Source organism: Paenibacillus sp. G2S3 (genome assembly GCF_030123105.1).
Classification (GTDB): domain Bacteria; phylum Bacillota; class Bacilli; order Paenibacillales; family Paenibacillaceae; genus Paenibacillus_AQ.
This window is the reverse complement of the sequence record NZ_CP126095.1, coordinates 1,269,143-1,286,023: the sequence shown is the minus strand read 5'-3', so window position 1 is coordinate 1,286,023 and position 16,881 is coordinate 1,269,143. Positions and strand designations below refer to the sequence as shown.

18 protein-coding genes are annotated in these 16,881 nt (G+C 43.5%); 4 read left to right on the top strand and 14 right to left on the bottom strand.

The window, feature by feature from the left end:
• Positions 1–76 precede the first annotated feature (76 nt).
• The 10 genes from QNH28_RS05655 to QNH28_RS05610 form a co-directional block, all read right to left on the bottom strand.
• On the bottom strand, positions 77–427 hold the full coding sequence (locus tag QNH28_RS05655) for a type II toxin-antitoxin system PemK/MazF family toxin (RefSeq protein WP_042124727.1): 351 nt from the start codon (positions 425–427) through the stop codon (positions 77–79).
• A gap of 3 nt (positions 428–430) precedes the next feature.
• On the bottom strand, positions 431–712 hold the full coding sequence (locus tag QNH28_RS05650; RefSeq protein WP_025698676.1) for a CopG family ribbon-helix-helix protein: 282 nt from the start codon (positions 710–712) through the stop codon (positions 431–433).
• A gap of 214 nt (positions 713–926) precedes the next feature.
• A complete protein-coding gene (gene alr, locus QNH28_RS05645) occupies positions 927–2,108 on the bottom strand; it encodes an alanine racemase (RefSeq protein ID WP_283910531.1) in 1,182 nt (393 codons plus the stop codon).
• Positions 2,109–2,297: 189 nt separating this feature from the next.
• A complete protein-coding gene (locus tag QNH28_RS05640) occupies positions 2,298–3,383 on the bottom strand; it encodes a LolA family protein (RefSeq protein ID WP_094872533.1) in 1,086 nt (361 codons plus the stop codon).
• A 234-nt stretch (positions 3,384–3,617) separates the two neighbouring features.
• Positions 3,618–3,791 (bottom strand): aspartyl-phosphate phosphatase Spo0E family protein, encoded by a 174-nt coding sequence (locus tag QNH28_RS05635; RefSeq protein WP_283910530.1) that lies wholly within the window; start codon positions 3,789–3,791, stop codon positions 3,618–3,620.
• Positions 3,792–3,877: 86 nt separating this feature from the next.
• A complete protein-coding gene (locus QNH28_RS05630; protein WP_283910529.1) occupies positions 3,878–5,269 on the bottom strand; it encodes a helix-turn-helix domain-containing protein in 1,392 nt (463 codons plus the stop codon).
• Positions 5,270–5,525: 256 nt separating this feature from the next.
• On the bottom strand, positions 5,526–6,284 hold the full coding sequence (locus tag QNH28_RS05625) for a DUF3600 domain-containing protein (protein ID WP_283910528.1): 759 nt from the start codon (positions 6,282–6,284) through the stop codon (positions 5,526–5,528).
• Positions 6,271–6,858 (bottom strand): sigma-70 family RNA polymerase sigma factor, encoded by a 588-nt coding sequence (locus tag QNH28_RS05620; protein WP_283910527.1) that lies wholly within the window; start codon positions 6,856–6,858, stop codon positions 6,271–6,273. Before QNH28_RS05620 ends, QNH28_RS05625 begins: the two co-directional genes overlap by 14 nt.
• A 216-nt stretch (positions 6,859–7,074) precedes the next feature.
• Positions 7,075–8,037, bottom strand: coding sequence for a DUF4367 domain-containing protein (locus QNH28_RS05615; protein ID WP_283910526.1), 963 nt, complete (start codon positions 8,035–8,037; stop codon positions 7,075–7,077).
• On the bottom strand, positions 8,034–8,600 hold the full coding sequence (locus QNH28_RS05610) for a sigma-70 family RNA polymerase sigma factor (RefSeq protein WP_283912060.1): 567 nt from the start codon (positions 8,598–8,600) through the stop codon (positions 8,034–8,036). Before QNH28_RS05610 ends, QNH28_RS05615 begins: the two co-directional genes overlap by 4 nt.
• A 175-nt stretch (positions 8,601–8,775) precedes the next feature.
• Here QNH28_RS05610 and QNH28_RS05605 point away from each other — a divergent pair, with 175 nt between their 5' ends.
• The 4 genes from QNH28_RS05605 (at position 8,776) to QNH28_RS05590 (ending at position 11,997) form a co-directional block, all read left to right on the top strand.
• A complete protein-coding gene (locus QNH28_RS05605; protein WP_283910525.1) occupies positions 8,776–9,195 on the top strand; it encodes a MarR family winged helix-turn-helix transcriptional regulator in 420 nt (139 codons plus the stop codon).
• Positions 9,196–9,333: 138 nt separating this feature from the next.
• Positions 9,334–9,981 carry a hypothetical protein gene (locus tag QNH28_RS05600; protein ID WP_283910524.1) on the top strand — a complete coding sequence of 216 codons (648 nt, stop codon included), beginning with the start codon at positions 9,334–9,336 and terminating at the stop codon, positions 9,979–9,981.
• Positions 9,982–10,084: 103 nt separating this feature from the next.
• Positions 10,085–11,218, top strand: coding sequence for a stalk domain-containing protein (locus tag QNH28_RS05595; RefSeq protein WP_283910523.1), 1,134 nt, complete (start codon positions 10,085–10,087; stop codon positions 11,216–11,218).
• Positions 11,215–11,997: a TatD family hydrolase gene (locus QNH28_RS05590; RefSeq protein WP_283910522.1), complete on the top strand. Its 783-nt coding sequence runs from the start codon at positions 11,215–11,217 to the stop codon at positions 11,995–11,997. Before QNH28_RS05595 ends, QNH28_RS05590 begins: the two co-directional genes overlap by 4 nt.
• Positions 11,998–12,323: 326 nt before the next feature.
• Here the strand turns inward: QNH28_RS05590 and QNH28_RS05585 are convergent, their stop codons facing one another.
• The 4 genes from QNH28_RS05585 to QNH28_RS05570 all read right to left on the bottom strand — a co-directional run bounded on the left by QNH28_RS05585 (position 12,324) and on the right by QNH28_RS05570 (position 16,654).
• Entirely contained in the window at positions 12,324–12,890 is a 567-nt protein-coding gene (locus tag QNH28_RS05585) for a histidine phosphatase family protein (protein WP_283910521.1), read from the bottom strand.
• A gap of 406 nt (positions 12,891–13,296) precedes the next feature.
• The gene (locus QNH28_RS05580; RefSeq protein WP_283910520.1) at positions 13,297–14,592 is read right to left on the bottom strand and encodes an MFS transporter; all 1,296 of its coding nucleotides are present in this window, start codon (positions 14,590–14,592) and stop codon (positions 13,297–13,299) included.
• A gap of 75 nt (positions 14,593–14,667) precedes the next feature.
• A complete protein-coding gene (locus QNH28_RS05575) occupies positions 14,668–15,819 on the bottom strand; it encodes a winged helix-turn-helix domain-containing protein (RefSeq protein WP_283910519.1) in 1,152 nt (383 codons plus the stop codon).
• Between the two features lie 151 nt (positions 15,820–15,970).
• The gene (locus QNH28_RS05570; RefSeq protein WP_481858377.1) at positions 15,971–16,654 is read right to left on the bottom strand and encodes a YjgB family protein; all 684 of its coding nucleotides are present in this window, start codon (positions 16,652–16,654) and stop codon (positions 15,971–15,973) included.
• Positions 16,655–16,881 lie beyond the last annotated feature (227 nt).

Here is a 16,881-nt window from a genome sequence, read left to right as displayed (position 1 = left end):
GTAAAAATGCACATCAAAAGACGCCCGGATTCGTACCCGAGCGCCTATCTCATGGATTATCTATAACCCTGGGTGATTAAAAATCAATCAGCCCTAGGCTGATTTGCAGCGAATCATCCACCTTCTTCATTGTTTCATCATCAAGGTGGGTGATCTTGTCAGTTAAGCGTTGTTTGTCAATCGTCCTAACCTGCTCCAGCAGTATAACAGAATCTCTGTCAAAGCCATGAGCCGCTGCGTCAATTTCCACATGCGTAGGTAATTTAGCCTTCTGGATTTGGGCCGTGATTGCGGCCACAATTACCGTCGGGCTAAAGCGATTGCCAATATCATTCTGGATAACCAGTACTGGCCTTACTCCGCCTTGCTCAGAACCTACAACCGGCGAAAGATCAGCAAAAAAAACATCGCCACGTTTAACGATCAATGTCTACACCCCGCTTACTAAGCGGCCAAGAGTGCTGTCTGCATCTTCCTCCGCGAGGAACGCCTCGCATGCCATGGTCAAGTTGATCTTAGCCATTTCCATGTAGCCGCGCTGCATGGACTCCCGGATAGAACGTTTCCTCCGTTCGCTCAAATACAGCTTCATGGCCTGCCTAATCAATTCACTCCGGTTGGAATTCTCCAATTGAACAATTCCGTCCACTTCCTGTAAGAGATGATCGGGCAAGCTGATCATGATTCTTTTGGTGTTCTGCAAATTGGCCACCTTCTCTTCCACCCCCACAAACCTTCTGCCCTTGTGTTCCAGTGTTGCAATATACAAGGAATTTTATACAAGGAATATATGCCGCCAGTATATCAAGTATGCTGCATCCCATTATAAACTAGAAATGGCGGTTCGTATAGGCTTTTAGTCACATCTCCTAAAACGATACAATTCCTTCTATTTTCTCCCTTGAATAACATCACTGTCAAGAACTTTAAGATTGTAGCAGAGCATTAACTAATTTAGGAAGTGTGCCTTCACGGATATAAACGCGGGGCACCCGATGAGCCAGCATGCAAATTACCTCGTAGTGAATCGTTCCAAGATGGAGAGCCAACTCGTCTGCCGTGACCATCACGTCAGCTTGACGGCCGATGAGTACAACTTCTTCGCCTGCTTTAATTTGTTCCGCTTCTTCAGCGAAAGATTTGAGTGATACCATACACTGATCCATGCAGATTGTTCCGACGACAGGAACGCGGCGTCCACGTATTAACACCTCCGCTTTGCCAGTTAGCATGCGGGAATATCCATCTGCGTACCCCACAGGTAGCGTTGCGATAATCTCCTCGCTGTCTGTGAAGTACCGAGTGCCGTAGCTGACGCCCCAATGAGGAGGCAGGCTCTTCACATATACAACCTGCGTCTTCAGCGTCATTACCGGATGTAGATCTACCAGTTGACGGTTTACCTCAGTTGAGGGATAAAATCCGTACAAGCTGATACCTACCCGCACCATGTTGCTGGATAAATAAGGTGAATCAATGGCCGTAGCGCTATTGCCCGTATGTATGATCGGGATCTGAATGTTCTGCTCCCGCAGCGTTTCCGCCACGCTCATGAACCGTCGATGCTGTTCCAGTGTATAGCTTTTGTCTAGTTCGTCTGCCTTGGCAAAATGGGTAAACATACCCTCCAGCTCCGCCTGCGCAACAGACTGCACTTCAGAGATAAATGCAGGTGCGTCAGCTGGTAAAAGACCCAGTCGCCCCATCCCGCTATCAATCTTGATATGCACCTTCAGCCGATGTTCCGGATCTATAGGAAGCTGTCTAATAGCCTCTAATACTTCCGGTGTGAACAGTGTTACAGTTACATGGTTCTCCCAGGCAACGGCTATTCCTTCAGGAGAAGTGTAGCCAAGCACCAGTATAGGAATTAGTATTCCCGCCTGACGCAGCTCCAATGCTTCATCCAGAAAAGCCACACTAACATAATCTGCTCCGAGTCTTTCCAGTTCCCGTGTTACTTCCACTGCTCCATGGCCGTACGCATTTCCTTTGACGCATCCCATAAACTTTGTCTCTGCCGGCAAGTAGCGGCGAAAGGCTTCGTAATTGGCACGCAATTCATCCAGATTAATTTCGGCTACTGTCGGTCGATAGCTTGCTTGCACTTCAAAGTCACCTTCTTACGTTGTAGTAAAACGTCATAGCTGTATTGTATTGATTTTTGTCTTAGTACTCATGGTAATGCTATGGAAGGTGGCTGTCAATGTGTGCTGGAGCCCCGGCAAATAAAGAAAAGCGGATACTACGTTGTAGAGGAAAGAATCCCACAAAACGCAGTATCCGCCTACTTTATATTATTTACCCGATTGTGCCTCCATAGAAGCGGCAATTTGCATCATTTCATTAACAGGAAGATTAGCACTTGTAATACGATACTCTATACCCTCAGACATCCAAGTCAAAGTCTGCTGCTCATCACCACTCAGAAGTCCAGCGGTAAAACCAAGATCAATCAGTGTTCCGGGAGCCAATGCTACTGCACGGTCCAATGGACGGGCTTCCATAATGGTGTATTGATAAACCCCATCATACCGGATGAGAACGGCATGGTCCTTATTGCCCTCCATTTTATGGGAGTCCTTCAACTCAACACCTGCCGGAACATAACCCGGTTCGATGATACCAAAGTCACCAAGCTCGGCAGCAACAGGTTGCCCCTCTTGCTCCTGACCCTCAGGAACTACAACCGGATTTCCATTTTCGTCAACCTGAGCTACTGTACTTTCTGAAGCAGCTCCTGTAGTCATATTCTTTTGCATATCAAAGGAATCCTTAGTGAAATCTGTATCGAATTTAAAAGTGTCAAACTTCACATCCACAACTACCTTGGCTTCAGAATCAGAGACTTGAACCTGTTTAGGCTCATAAGTCTTTTTATCCAGCCAAATCTTTTGCCGCACAAGGGCATTGCTTTGATAATTCGCAGCTACCTCGAACACATAGTTATCTCCATCTTCCACAAATTGACGATTGTTGTCTGAGACGATGCCCCGAACTAGCGTCTGATACAAATAAACCTGACCTTGATTGTCCGGCCAATCACTTTGGAAGCGGAAGCTCTTATTCATACTTGGTGTGAGTACGAACACTCCCTCATCATTACGAAGTACGATCTGCGTAATATCCTTCTGAACATTCGCCAAGCTGATCCGATAATAAGAAGGGTTCTTGTACCATACCTCTACCTTATACTCCTGCGGCTGCTCGCCGGTGAACAGGGTCATAATGCCTGAGGCTTGGTACGTTCCCTGCTTACTCTCCAACTTGTCGGCCACATTGTTCAAATCCTTGACCACGGAAGCGGCATCCTTCTTCCCGCACCCCGTCATCACCAGGGCCACGCTCATAATGATCGCGAGTACCCATATTGTCCGGCGCATGACATCATCCCCTTAACCTGTTTTGAATGCATTGATTAGTACATGTCTATGAGGGACTTGGCCGCAATATGCAGACGGGCATGACAAGCATGGGCTTAGATTTATTTTTTAGGAATATGCAAACAAAAAAAGCCCTCGCATAGCGCTGGCTTAATGTTTTATACAGAGATTGAATAACATTATGTAGGCCTTATCTATTAAATAGAGCGAAAATTATACGATCAGCTTCTTGTTTCAACTCTCGTTATCACTATGTATGGCTTTATTGTACTGATTGATTAATTCATCCAACCTCATCGACTGTCTGATCACATTGGGATGTAACAACCCTCCGTGTTGCCTTTCCATCAAATAAAGTTTGGCTCTAGCACCTTCTATTCTTTTTTGGATAATTTCTGGATTATTCATTAACTCTACCTCCTCAAAGTAATATATTAGAGGCATATGTCAAATTCTAAACTTTACAATAAAGTGCAGTACTATAAAGAAATGCTCTAAGAAATAACAAAACCATTGTTCTTTTCGTAAATTCGCTGTACCTTACTAATTAGGTTTTGGTATTCTTTTTGCGTTTCTAATGATGCCGTATGTCGAAGCTGTTCGAACATTCCAACACATTTTATAATGCATGATTCGCTATTGATATTAATTGAATATTCCAAACTTTCCATTATGTAATTTATACTAATCTTATAATTATTTCTTTTCATATAATAAAAAGCTAACTCAGCCATCAAATTGGTGTATCTATCTTCGAAGATTTGTTGATTATAGGATCTACTCTCTACCTGCCGATCTCTACAATCCGATATTTTTTGCTCAAACCGCAGAAGAATATCATCCACGTTAAATTGGTAGTAATTAGCTGCTTGAACAATTTTGAAAAGACCAGAAAGGATTTCTTCCTCTCTTTGTTCAATGTATGCCACGTATTCCGGCAGCACCGTTACATCCCCTTTTAAAATTCGCAGCAAGTAAATATTACCCCTTGCCCACTCCATACATTGATTCATAAGCTGCAAAGCTTCTTCCGTGTCTTCCCGAATCCAGTTCATATCCATATAAAGGTTAACATAATGTAAAGCTCTATCATAATCTCCTAGCTCTCTATAAACTACTGAACGCAACACGTAAGAGTATTGAATATATGAGAATAGTGGTATTTCAGGTTCCTTTTGAAGTCTACTTTTTCTGGCACGGTCGTATTTGGCATGATATTGAATCGTTGCTTTATTCCCCATTTCCTTAGCCATTGCCTTTACCTTGTCCCAATGTCGTAAAGCACTATATGTATTCGCCAAATCTTTCAGCGCATCAAGCTGGTCCACCTCATCAAGCCGGTTAACAAATCCTTCAAATTGCACAGCTGCTCGTAAATTAGCATCCTGATCCTCACCCAAAGCGATCGTGAATAACCTGTATTGGCAAAGGGCCAACCGCTCTGAATGCTGATACTTCTCACTCTCAGCCACGCTCTGATATAACATCGCTGCTGCTTTATGTTTCCCTTGCGTAAAAAAATCTTCCGCAGTATCAAATAACGAAGGCGTATAAGATAAGCTGTCCATCATGATCCCAACTACCCGTGCCATACATTCCAGCTTGTCTAGCTCTGCACAGCGATATAGAAATGGCCGAAGACGCCTCCAATTCGGATTGGAGTGTACAAAACACTCATCCACATACAAATCATAGTAGCTACCTTCTTCTAAACCCATACCTTCTGTAATCCGATCTAATTGTTGCATGGCTATTGGGCGATTCCCATTAATGATATTACTGATCGTGCCTGAATTTACTTTAGACATCTCTGCGAACTGATTGATCGTTGTTCCATGCTTCTTGAGATAGTCCGCCAGTTCTGCACGAATGGTCATCTGCTTCATGATCAAAGCCACCTTCCGCCAACATAATACAGATAAAAATAAATAGTATTTTAATAAATATATGTCTAATTATTCCAGTGGTCAAATACTTTTTTTCTTTCTTAGTCTATTATGCATTTATTCAGTAATAGATGTATATACCAAGTGTTATCCAAATGTAAAAACCACCAGAATACAAGGTGTATTAGACCTTTTCTGGTGGCTTTTCTAACGATACTTCTATCCACAGTTATTCAATACATGCATTTAAATTCAACTAAGAGCTAGGTTTAATCATCATATCTATCTTTTTAATATATGGGTCGAGCGCTTCCATTAACTTCTCTTGGTTTTGTATCTCCTCTTTCGAAAGCCGTTCCATATGAACACTTCCATCTGAATCAAATACCTTGGCATCATAGCTTTGTAACTCAGTTATTAATTGTTCGGTCTCCTCAAACTCTTTTTCAGTAAGCCTCTGTTCAGCTTTTTCAAGCAAGCTATTCCAGAACGTATCACGATCTACGGATTGCACTGATTTCTTTGATGTTTTCGCTTCATTTATTTGTTCGAAATAAGGTTCAAGCTTAGCCTGTAATTCTTTATATGCCTTCTGATCCTTCGCACTTAACTGCTCTAAGTGAAAGACACCTTCAGCATCAGTCATTTGCAGATTATAAGAGCCCATTTCCTTTAGTAAGGACATCAGCTTTGTGAATTCCTCTTCGTTAAAGCTTTGCTTCGCGTTCTGCAGCTTGGCTTCAAGCCTATCATATTGTTGCTGAGTTACTCCAATCGTAGCGGCAGTTGCTGGGGACCCATACATGTTGTCTGCCAAATAATGATATCCGGCATAAGCACCAGTAGGAATTAATAGTGCAGCCGCCATAATACTTGCCACGAGCCATTTTTTCATTCGTCTTCCCCCTAATCTCGTCACGGTCTGATTTAGTATTTGCTCCTTCAGTTCTGGTGGGGCACTTAGATTTCTCGCCTCTTCCTGCAGAACTGTCCGTAACTCTTCATTGAAATTCATGCAGGTCCTCCACCTTTCCCTTAAAAAGAGTATGATTGTCTGGCTTCTGACGAAGCTTCTGCAGTGCAGCGTGAATACGGGATTTCACGGTTCCGACCGGAATACCCAGTATAGAAGCACTTTCTTCCTGTGAATATTCGTTTAAATAATGCAGAATAATCACTTGCTTCAGCTTAAATGGAAGACGATCTACACTTGCTAGCAGGCGGCGGTTAGATAACCTGTCCACAACATCACTCGTGAAATCATGCTCCAGCATTAGATCTGTTTGTTCTACTTTTTTAACCATTCGGAGATGCGTCCATCTCTTTCTTCGATAGGCATGAATTTGCCGCATGACCACTCCCATCAGCCAAGGCTTAAAGGGGCGGTTTACGTCAAATTGTTCAAGAGAACGGTGCACCTGAATGTAAATCTCCTGAACGATATCATCCACATCGGAGGTTTCGCGAACGAGGAAATGAACGGTCTGATACACATCCCGGATCGTTGCTTCATATAGCTCACCATACGCTTCACGACTGCCGGCTAGCGTAAGCGCAATAAGCTGAGAATATTCATTTGGATGTTTCATCCCTCTCAATCCCTCCTTCGGTCTTACACTATATATTGGTAAATTAAAGAGATATCGTTCGATTTATTTTAACGAATTAAAAAAAGTATGTACTTATTAAATGGGGGAATCTATAGGGAGAGCTTCGATTCAAAAAGCCCGCACAATGCGGGCTTCCAGTATCGCTGCATTCCAATCAGCAGCATAAGCCACCTGCCATTTACTTAATCTAATCGATCAGTGGATAGACTCTGCTACTTTGATCAAATCATCCTTATCCAAGTTAGCGGATGTTACACCGTATAACACACCATTGGCTTCCCAGTCTACAGCTTTGCCATTGTACAATACAGCGTCAACTCCATTTATTTTCACTTTTTCTATTGTACCGTCCGTCGACATCTCATAAGCCGTCTCTTCATCAGCGTGCCGCTGCTGCATAGTAATCCTCTCATCTGAGGCTTTATTAATAAAATATAGGTCGATATATTTACTGTTAGTTACTTCACCGTTATCGTCCTTATAAAACTCAGCGTGATCAAAGGTATAACCATCCGGCAAGTACTCCGGCAATCCCACATCAAAAATGGTATATTCATTTAGCTTGCTAGAATCCTTCACGATCAATATTTCCGGTTTCTCTTGATCCCTCTCAGATTGCGTAACCAACCTACCATCTTCAAACCCTATGATTTTTTCCCCGTCAGCATTGTAAACATCACCAGCCTTTTGAGCTGCATCGGGGGTCAAAAGTACATTTCCGTTGCTATCAAAAATCTTACCTTTCAATTCTTCCGGAATCACATTGTAATCCGCAGAGTATTCTACTTCATGGGCTACAATATGTCCTAAATTTATCGTTTGCAATACTTTAGATAACAGCTCCTGTGCGAAGGATGGTTGCACAAAAGTTACACTTAATGTACCTACTACAAGCAAAGTCGCTAGTACAACAGCAGGACGTCTTAATCTATGCTTTGTACGCAATCCTTTCCCCTCCTCTTGGCTGGCATACGTTCTCCGTGCCTTATTTAGAATGGCTGTCTTGTCTGAACCCTCGCTGAAATTTTTATGGGCCAAAGCTCTGCCAAGCTCCAGTAGCTCCTTATACTCCCCGACACCGTTTATGTCTTTCGCAGTGTCATTTATACTTTCATCTAAATCCGCAGAGAACTTCTGCTGTATTTCTTTACTATTCATAGTTGCTCCACGCTCCCTATTTCAGTCTTCAGCTTCTTCATAGTCCGGTAGAGAATCACACCAATGTTGCTCTCTGTGATCCCCGTAACCTGTGCGATCTCAATGTTCTTCAGGTTTGCCCCAAATTTAAGAGCCACAATATTTCTTTCCCTCGAGTTCAGCGTGTTCAACGCTTTAATTAGCTTGCCATTGCGTTCTCCCTGGAGGATCATGCTTTCCGGATCTTTCCTGCTAGAAACCAGTTCCTTGACGGCATCCAGCGAGAAGAAACTGCGCCGCTTCAGACTTCTGTAATGGTCATTGACCACATTCCTAGCGATGGCAAACAACCATACCTCCAAAGGAGCTTTTTCTTGGGAATAAGTCGAAAGCTTAGCTAATGTTTTCTCAAAGACCAAGCTTGTCAGATCCTCGGCCGTATGGAGTGAGCTAACCCGATAAGCCATATAGTTAAATATTCTTTTATAGAAGGTTTCGAAAATCGTTGTGAATAAAGCATCTATATCCGTTTTTGCTTGGATTTTCTCTTTAACAAAGGGGTGAAGCAATGCGCGCTCTTGCATCAATCAAACTCTCCTTTCCAGCAAAATTTTACTTAGCTAAGTAAATTCGCCTGTTAATACGCAATAATTCCAATTCTATTACAAGATACTAAAAAGAAAGAGAGAACCCCTTAACTTGACAAGCTTATTATAGCTTCTATATATTTTAGGAACTAAAGTAAATTGGAGCGTGGCTATGAGCACAGAGCAAGATAAACAATATGCTATCCATAAGGTTATGGAATCTATGGCAAATGTGCAGCAGAAATCCCAGTTCTTCATTGATATGATCACCAAGCAGGAGACCCTGACTCACAATCAGATCCTACTGCTGTTCCAGCTCAGGCTTATAGGTAGCTTGAACATTACTGACATCTCCGAACGATTCATTATTACACCAGGAGCCGCTTCCTCGATGTGCGATAAGTTGGAAGATGCCGGTCTTATCGAACGTGTGCGGACGAAGGAGGATCGCAGAGTCGTCAACATTGTCCTTACAGAACAAGGGCATCAGCGGATTCTCCATATCTTTGAAGCCTTTCCTACCTCGGATTTGAATAAAATCTCAGGAACCTTAGAACAAATAAATGTGCTAATGGATAAAATGATGAACTAAAAGCTTTTGGGTTATATATGCTGCCTGTCAGGAAACTGACGGCAGTTTTTTTATGCCCAAAATACTATATTGACTATATATTATAATAATTATATATTTTAATTATTAAAATATTTTTTTGAAAGGCGGCCCCTGTAAATGTCCAATGCTAATGATCTTTTTGAACGCCAGGAAATGATCGGTCCACCGCTGAAAGTAAGAGGTTCACTGACCCTCAAAGAAGATGTTCGTGCGGATACCATCGATGTTGTCGGCCATTTAAGTGCACAGAAGAATGTTACTACCGCTAAGTTAAAAGTATCTGGTGATTGTTCGATTGGAGGTCATTGTAGAGCCAAACAGGTTATCAATCTGGGAGGTCTCCGTGTTCAACACATCCAGGCAGACAGACTGCAATCGTCTGGATACTTTTCTGCAGCACAAGATGCTGCACTCGAAACCTTCTATGCCGAAGGTGCTGTGAAGATCCATAGGTTAACTGCTGAATCATCCATTGAGCTACGTTTAGGAAACAGAAGCACAATCGATGTCATAAAATCTAGCGGTACCATTACTGTTAAGCCATCTTTGAAGCTAATGAATGCGCTAATCCCCTACTTCCGGAAACTTAACTGCAAAATGATTGAAGGAGCTAGCATCACGTTATATCGAACGACAGCTGATCTCGTTTGCGGTGAAGATATTATCATCGGACCGGGTTGTTCTATTGGGGAGGTTCGCTATAGGAAAAGTCTAGTGATAGACCCTAAATCACAAGTTGCTCGGACCGTATTTTTAAATAAATAGCAAACGTAACAACCTTGTCTCTGCTTTGTTTACAGAAAGTGACCTACTACGCGCTGATTTAATCTATACTTAAGAGGACTGGACTTAATCCTCGGAGGTAATTATGAATAAAATCATCATAATCGGAGCTAGCACGCTCTTTTTAGCCGGATGCGGAGCATCGGCATCTATAGATATGGATACATCAATGGCAATTAACCAAACACAAACTACTGAAGCACCACTAAAGCTAATCGTAGATGGTGAAACCGTTCTTCCTTCTCTTCCGCCTTTTTTCTCAGGTGATAAGGTCTACGTACCTGCTAGAGTACTCATGGAGTACTACTCATCTGAACAACAATGGGATAATACTATGCAAACCTTAACCATCTCTGATGGAAGCAGTAGATATGTTTTGAAGCCGGGCAATGAGTATATGCAAGGTGACGGATTTCAAGCCTCCCTTGAAGGTCCAGCCATTCTGCGCAACGGTATCTTCTATATTCCGGCAGACTCTCTAAACTCTCTGTCTGGTGCCACTACGCAGCTTAACGCCGCTCAAACAGAAGTATCAATTACATCAGGGGATGTTAGTACTACCGTAAGAACACCCAGCGAGCCTCTCGCTATTGCTACAGAAAATGACCAGGTTAAGCTGTATACTGCCCTTAAAAATGGCGATACCTATGAAGGATTTGTTGTAGAGGTGAACGGTAGCAAGCATACGTTTAATTGGGAAGCACCAAGATTGCTAAGTTACACTCCTGAGATTCATTATGCCGACATAGATCAGGATGGACAGGAAGAAGTTGTTGTCATACTGTGGCTTGGAACAGGCACGGGTATGTCTATGCAGGAGCTTCACGTGATTAAGCCTAACGAGTGGAAAGAAATAAATGTACCTTCCGCAGAAAAAGCTGTCTCAGGATTGGTGACCTCAAAAATCTCCAATGAAAAAGGCGATGCCCTAATTCAAATTCAGGTTAAAGGTTCAACTCCATCTATGGTTACTATGCGATATCCGGAGCGTGGCGAGGATGGCAATCTTGGCGATGAAGCCGGCATTGGTGCCGTTACTCACTACATGGTGGAAGAAGGCAAGCTAAAGGCTGAAACAAATGTATATATTGGATTTCTGGAGAGTATTGGCACACTAACCTTTGAATACAAATCGGGAAGAGATGGAATGGAACCTAAATCCATTCGCTTTAAGCCTCATGAAGAGTATGCCTCTTACGTAGTGGGTAAACAGCTATGATTGATGCCCATATCCATTTAGAACAATACGATTCTGAGGTTTCGGAACAAATGTTGCGTGAGCTGCCTAGCTTGGGGATCGAAGCCCTGATTGCTGTCTCCATGAATTTAGACTCTTGCATTCGCACCCAAAAGCTTGCCACTACCTATCCCAGAGTGGTTCGCTCAGCTTATGGCTTTCATCCCGAACAACCATTACCACAGGAAACTGAGTTATCCAATCTGCTGGAATGGATTGAGGGTCAACCTCGGGAGGATTTCATCGCTGTGGGTGAAATTGGTCTGCCTTATTATTCACGTGCTGAGGCTTTGGAGCGCGGCGAAGCTTTTGATATGGAGCCTTATATTCAGCTTCTTGATCAGTTGCTTGAGCTTGCTGCACGCTTAGATAAACCTGTCGTGCTGCATGCTGTTTATGAGGATGCGCTGATTGCCTGTGATCTGCTAGTGAAACACAATATTCAGCGTGCCCACTTCCATTGGTTTAAGGGACCCGAGGAAGCCATTGCCCGTATGATTAAGAATGGATACTATATCTCTTTCACCCCTGATATCCTATACGAGACGGAGATTCAGGAGCTTGCCCGCCGCTATCCGCCAGAGCTTGTCATGGCGGAAACCGATGGCCCTTGGCCGTTTGAAGGATCTTTTGCGGGTAAAATCACCCATCCATCGATGATTCGAGACGTCGCCGCCGCTTGGGGAGCGCTCCATGACTACAACCCTGGCCAAGCGGAAGAGATACTAACTGCGAATACTAAGCGATTTTATAGCTTGTAAATAAACAAAAGGATGGTTCCTAGCAAACATTATCTAAGCTAGACCATCCTTATGAATAAACACATCTTGATTTATGGATACGTAATTTCCATCATGTAAGTATCGGACACAACGGACCTTAAACACAGCTTTATCCCAAATTTAGTAGGGTATCGGACCCCAGAGTCGCTAATGGTATAAAAAACATCCCATATGGCGCTTTTTTTAAGGAATAACGCCGCTGGAGTCCGAAACTATGCTCCAAAAGCGAAAAATCTGCGAATAGCGCCATCTGGGTCCGCTCGCTCAGCGGATGATGCCTCGGCGGTGGAGCTGGTCACCCTATATCACAACCTTTCTACACCCACTAACGTTCCGCCTGCGAATTCCATTTTATAAATATCCGGCTTTGTGGTTTGTAGTAGAAAATCCAGATCATAATTGGCGTCAAAATAATTCATCATAAGCGTCATGACTGCACCGTGAGTGCCAATCGCAACCTTTTGCCCACTGTGTTTATTCAGTATTTCTTGCAGCACGCTAACTGATCGCTTCTGACACGTATGAATGGATTCCCCACCAACCGGAACAAAATGCGGATCAGCAAACATTGTTGCCAGTAATGGATATAGCTCCTGGTCAGGCATGATCTTATTTCCGTTCGAAAAATGGATTTCCCGAAGATCTTCAACTCCTTGAATCTCTGCCCCTACCTCCTGTGCCAATCCAGCAATCGTATGTATAGCCCGAAGATATGGACTTGAATAGAAGGCTTGAATTCCTTCGAGACGTAATTTTTCCGTTATCTTACGGGCATCCGCCTCCCCCTTCGCTGTTAATCCACGTGTTCTCTCAGTTCCTCCGGGCAGCTTGGGTGACTCTCCATGCCTTACCATATAAATAAAAGTTGCCATTCTTCCCCTCCTCTACCTCTACAATTTCTCGTGTTCTATCCGAACTCCTTCATACAATAAAAAGAGCCCTTGCGGGCCTGAAACTATTCCATCGAGCTAGAAAATCACTTAATTGCACTCTATACAACTATTAAGCGTAAAAAGTGATCTGCTGAGCAAATAAGTGTAGTTTGTGCAACTAAAAACCATCATTTGTACCCCAAAAGAGAAAAAATCAAATTATAGCTGCACTAAATACAACTAAAGTTCGCTTTGAACGATGGAACAGCATTTAATTGCAGATTCTGCAACTAAATGCTAGGTAAGCCCGCTAGGTAGTCTGTGCTACTCAAGCTCTCTAGTCTGGCTAGTTTGCCTGACCTCCACTCCCACTTCCGCAAGCTTTTTTCCGAATAAATCAGCAGCCTTAAGTTTCCATCACTTTAACCTTCACAGATTGCTCCACTATGCTATCCGTCATCTCCTTCTCCTTAGGCCAAAGCACGCGTCCGAATACGATGCCCAGCACACCAATCAAAGCGATTACGATACCAAAGTTAAAAAAGATTCGGCTAGGCCCAGCGGCCTGAACCAGCATTCCACCGAGGAGTGGAGCGCCAATCATAACTCCGCTCAGAATGGTACTCTGAATACCGAACACACGCCCTGTCATGTGCGGCGGTGTTTCTTTTTGCAAGCAATAATTGAACGTAATCATAAACATTCCGTTTCCGAGACCCAGTACAAATCCTAGCAGCAATACAGGAAGGCTGGTGACGCCTGGCTGAAGCAGGCCAAGCCCTCCAACCGCTACACCAATAAGTGCATAACCTGTACCTAGCTTCCAGCCGTAGCCTGTTCCCCGGTTCATTTTGTTCATGACCATGATCATGAATATAGCACCCACGCCAGTTGCCGCCACAAGCCAGCCCAACATAGATTCCTCAGCAGGTGCAATAATTCTGAATAGACTAGTAAACTGGAAATCGATCATCTGAATAGCTAACGCACCGACTAAACCAAACAGCATGCTGTTCAGCAGCAGTCTGCTGCGGAGCATAAAACTCCAGCCTTCCTTCCACATCGTGCGAAGGGGGACCTGTTCCTCTTTTTTGCCCTGATCTGAGCTGACTTGACCCACCTCATTGTTCTTAACGGTCAATAGAAGCAGGTACGAGCAACCTCTGAGACAAGCATTAATCAAAATGCACCACTGTGGTGTCAGCACAGACAATGCAAAGCCACCCAGCAATGGCCCAGCGATTTTGGAGCCCTGATTTACGATTCCATTAAGTGAGGTGGCTTGAAGCAGTTGATCCTCTCTAACCAAACTGCGGGTCATCGACTGCTGGGCAGGTACGTTTAACGTGGAGATAGCAGCTCGCAGCATCAGTAACGGAAGTAGCCACACCATACTGGGAGCAAAAAGCACTAGTACTGTTAACAATGCCGTAAGTAGATCGCACATGCGCATTAGTTTCAGCTTATTCAGCCGATCAGCCGCTACCCCTGCAACCGAGCCGAGGAGAATCCCAGGTAAAGCTATAGAGACCGGAATCAAGGCGAGCATTAACGGACTAGCTTGCCAACGGTACCCTACAAGCACCTGAATTGCCAGTGCATCGAACCAATCCCCAAAAGTAGCTGTCGCGAACGCGCTGTACACACGCATATACACTTTGTTTTTTAGCAGACTCGTTCCTGCTTGTGATGAAGCATTCATCGGACATTCCTCCAAGTTACAATTAAGAACATATGAAGCATGATCTTAATGTAACGGAGAATTGTCAGAGAATTATCAGAGACCTGTCACGATATTCATAAGCACGTTTTCCAAGGCTTGCTCCAAACGATGGAATCCCCGCTCTTCTTTCTCTCGTTCAAATAAATCTGCATATTTCTGATGCAAAGCTGACTTTGGGGAAAACTCGTTACAATAGTGAACAATTCGGTATAATGCATATATCTGCATCGGCACGAATCCCGACATCTCCAGCACCTGGAGCGCCTCATCCAATAATTCCTCTGCTTCACGCCAAGACTTACGCCGTAACATCCATAATCCTCTTGCAACCTTATAACTGCCGATCTCACGCAAAAAGGGCTTTTCCAACAAAAGCACTTCAATGGCTTTCGCCATCCGTTCCAATTCCTGATCTGCTGTCCCCATCCACAAGTGTACGAGCATTTCGGAAATGGCCGTTACAGGAATGAAGTTCTCATACCCAGGCTCTTTAATCACTTCATGCGTTAGCTTTAATCGTTGTAGTGCTTTTTCCGGTTGCCCGGCAAATGTGTACAAATCCAGAATATTAAGAATCTCCATTTCACGATGCTGGGGCGGCAAAAGAATCTTTTTCTCAAGGACTAGCTCGCAGAACTCCAGTTTCTGCTTTGGATCACCCAAAAAAATATAACAGATCAACAAAGAATAGAAACGCTCTTCTATCTCAACTTCCTCTGTGTTCAGAAGCCATTCCAAATCTCCCTGCACAAAATGAATATAGATCGAATAGAACGGATCCATTTCATAACCCAAAACATCCTGTTGTCTCGCTAGGGTTAACATGGATCGTCCTTGGCCGTATTGATGATATTTTACGAATACCTCACGCATCGTCTCTTGCATCTTTGCGTCATATGTAGTCGGATTGGTCATAGTTACAGATGGCTCCTGCATCGTCAGACTATAACCAAATCCACGAACAGTCTTAATATCTAAGCCTTGTAGCTTGCTAAGCTTTTTACGAAGCCTATAAATATGATCATCTACCGTTCGTTCTACCGGATACTCCAATGGCCATACGTTATCCAGCAACTGTTCCCGACTGAACGTACGTCCTCTATTTTTGTACAAGAACTGAAAAAGCGTAAATTCTTTTGGGAATAATTCGATCGTTATCCCATCTCCGGTCACTTTGTATTCACTTTCGATTAATTCCAGCTGCATGATAGAACCTCACTTTCCCCCGAATCCGCTCATTGGTTACATTATATCAGTCAGCCCAAGGGGGACTCCAGAGCAAAAATAAACATACAAAAAGAGCAATCCACAGATTTCACTGCATGATTGCTCTTTTCGCACGAAACGGTTATTATTCTTAGCCAGCCATATTATTGGTGGAATCCTGTTCACTAAACACGGAGATGTGACCCACTTTACCTGTCGAATTTGGAATAATGAATTTCAACTGAAATTGATCATTGGCTTGATAAGTGTAGATTTTATCCTCGCCGTTCACTTTGGTATCATCCGGCTTGCCTAGCGTCCCCTCGATTTGTTTCAGTGTCAGGTCTTGCAGCGCAGTATCACTGGAACGAACATCGAAGATTAGGCTCCCTTTATTGAATCCGAATACGACATGTTCATCAGTGTAGGTTGCATAAATACCTTTTCCCGCTGGCTCTTGTTGATCGGGCTTACCCCAGTCCGCTTCTACCTCATCAATAAGTCCGGTATGAGCAACATATTCAACCCCCGGAACCTTACCCTTTTTGGCAAGCTCAAGTAGTTCTTTGAGTTGTTTGTCGCTATTCTGCGAACCTGCGTTGGCTGTATCTTTATTAGTCTCCGTAGGAGAAGTGGTCGCTGATGGTGCAGTTTCCGCAGGAGGGGTTGATGGACTAACTTCTGGTTCTGTGGTTGCTGTTACAGCCGTTTCAGTTGGTGCTATCGTTGGGGTGGCTGAATTAGCTTGCTCTTTGTTCGAGCTGCATCCAGCTAATCCAATCATTCCTGTGAGCAAAACTGAGACTGCTAAAAATTTAATCTGTGCTGACATGATGTCATCTCCTTAGTAGGTTGGCTCAAAGTCATTTTGCAAACAAATGGAACTGCACTTATTGACGTTAGAGTAATTAAAAAGTTACATCCGACAAGGAAGGCTAGGCTTGTGCCTAACTATCATTTACCCAAATCTGCTGAAAATCAATAGATCAGGGATTAATTCTCCCCATTTGAGGATTTCATTGCAGAAAGTGTAATAGATTGGGGCTGTTTGCTTCAAAAAAA

Coding starts and splice junctions, on each gene's coding strand:
- QNH28_RS05640 (WP_094872533.1), bottom strand. CDS start 3,383: ATGCGCCGGACAATATGGGTACTCGCGATCATTATGAGCGTGGCCCTG.
- QNH28_RS05635 (WP_283910530.1), bottom strand. CDS start 3,791: ATGAATAATCCAGAAATTATCCAAAAAAGAATAGAAGGTGCTAGAGCC.
- QNH28_RS05630 (WP_283910529.1), bottom strand. CDS start 5,269: ATGAAGCAGATGACCATTCGTGCAGAACTGGCGGACTATCTCAAGAAG.
- QNH28_RS05625 (WP_283910528.1), bottom strand. CDS start 6,284: ATGAATTTCAATGAAGAGTTACGGACAGTTCTGCAGGAAGAGGCGAGA.
- QNH28_RS05620 (WP_283910527.1), bottom strand. CDS start 6,858: ATGAAACATCCAAATGAATATTCTCAGCTTATTGCGCTTACGCTAGCC.
- QNH28_RS05615 (WP_283910526.1), bottom strand. CDS start 8,037: ATGAATAGTAAAGAAATACAGCAGAAGTTCTCTGCGGATTTAGATGAA.
- QNH28_RS05610 (WP_283912060.1), bottom strand. CDS start 8,600: ATGCAAGAGCGCGCATTGCTTCACCCCTTTGTTAAAGAGAAAATCCAA.
- QNH28_RS05605 (WP_283910525.1), top strand. CDS start 8,776: ATGAGCACAGAGCAAGATAAACAATATGCTATCCATAAGGTTATGGAA.
- QNH28_RS05600 (WP_283910524.1), top strand. CDS start 9,334: ATGTCCAATGCTAATGATCTTTTTGAACGCCAGGAAATGATCGGTCCA.
- QNH28_RS05595 (WP_283910523.1), top strand. CDS start 10,085: ATGAATAAAATCATCATAATCGGAGCTAGCACGCTCTTTTTAGCCGGA.
- QNH28_RS05590 (WP_283910522.1), top strand. CDS start 11,215: ATGATTGATGCCCATATCCATTTAGAACAATACGATTCTGAGGTTTCG.
- QNH28_RS05585 (WP_283910521.1), bottom strand. CDS start 12,890: ATGGCAACTTTTATTTATATGGTAAGGCATGGAGAGTCACCCAAGCTG.
- QNH28_RS05580 (WP_283910520.1), bottom strand. CDS start 14,592: ATGAATGCTTCATCACAAGCAGGAACGAGTCTGCTAAAAAACAAAGTG.
- QNH28_RS05575 (WP_283910519.1), bottom strand. CDS start 15,819: ATGCAGCTGGAATTAATCGAAAGTGAATACAAAGTGACCGGAGATGGG.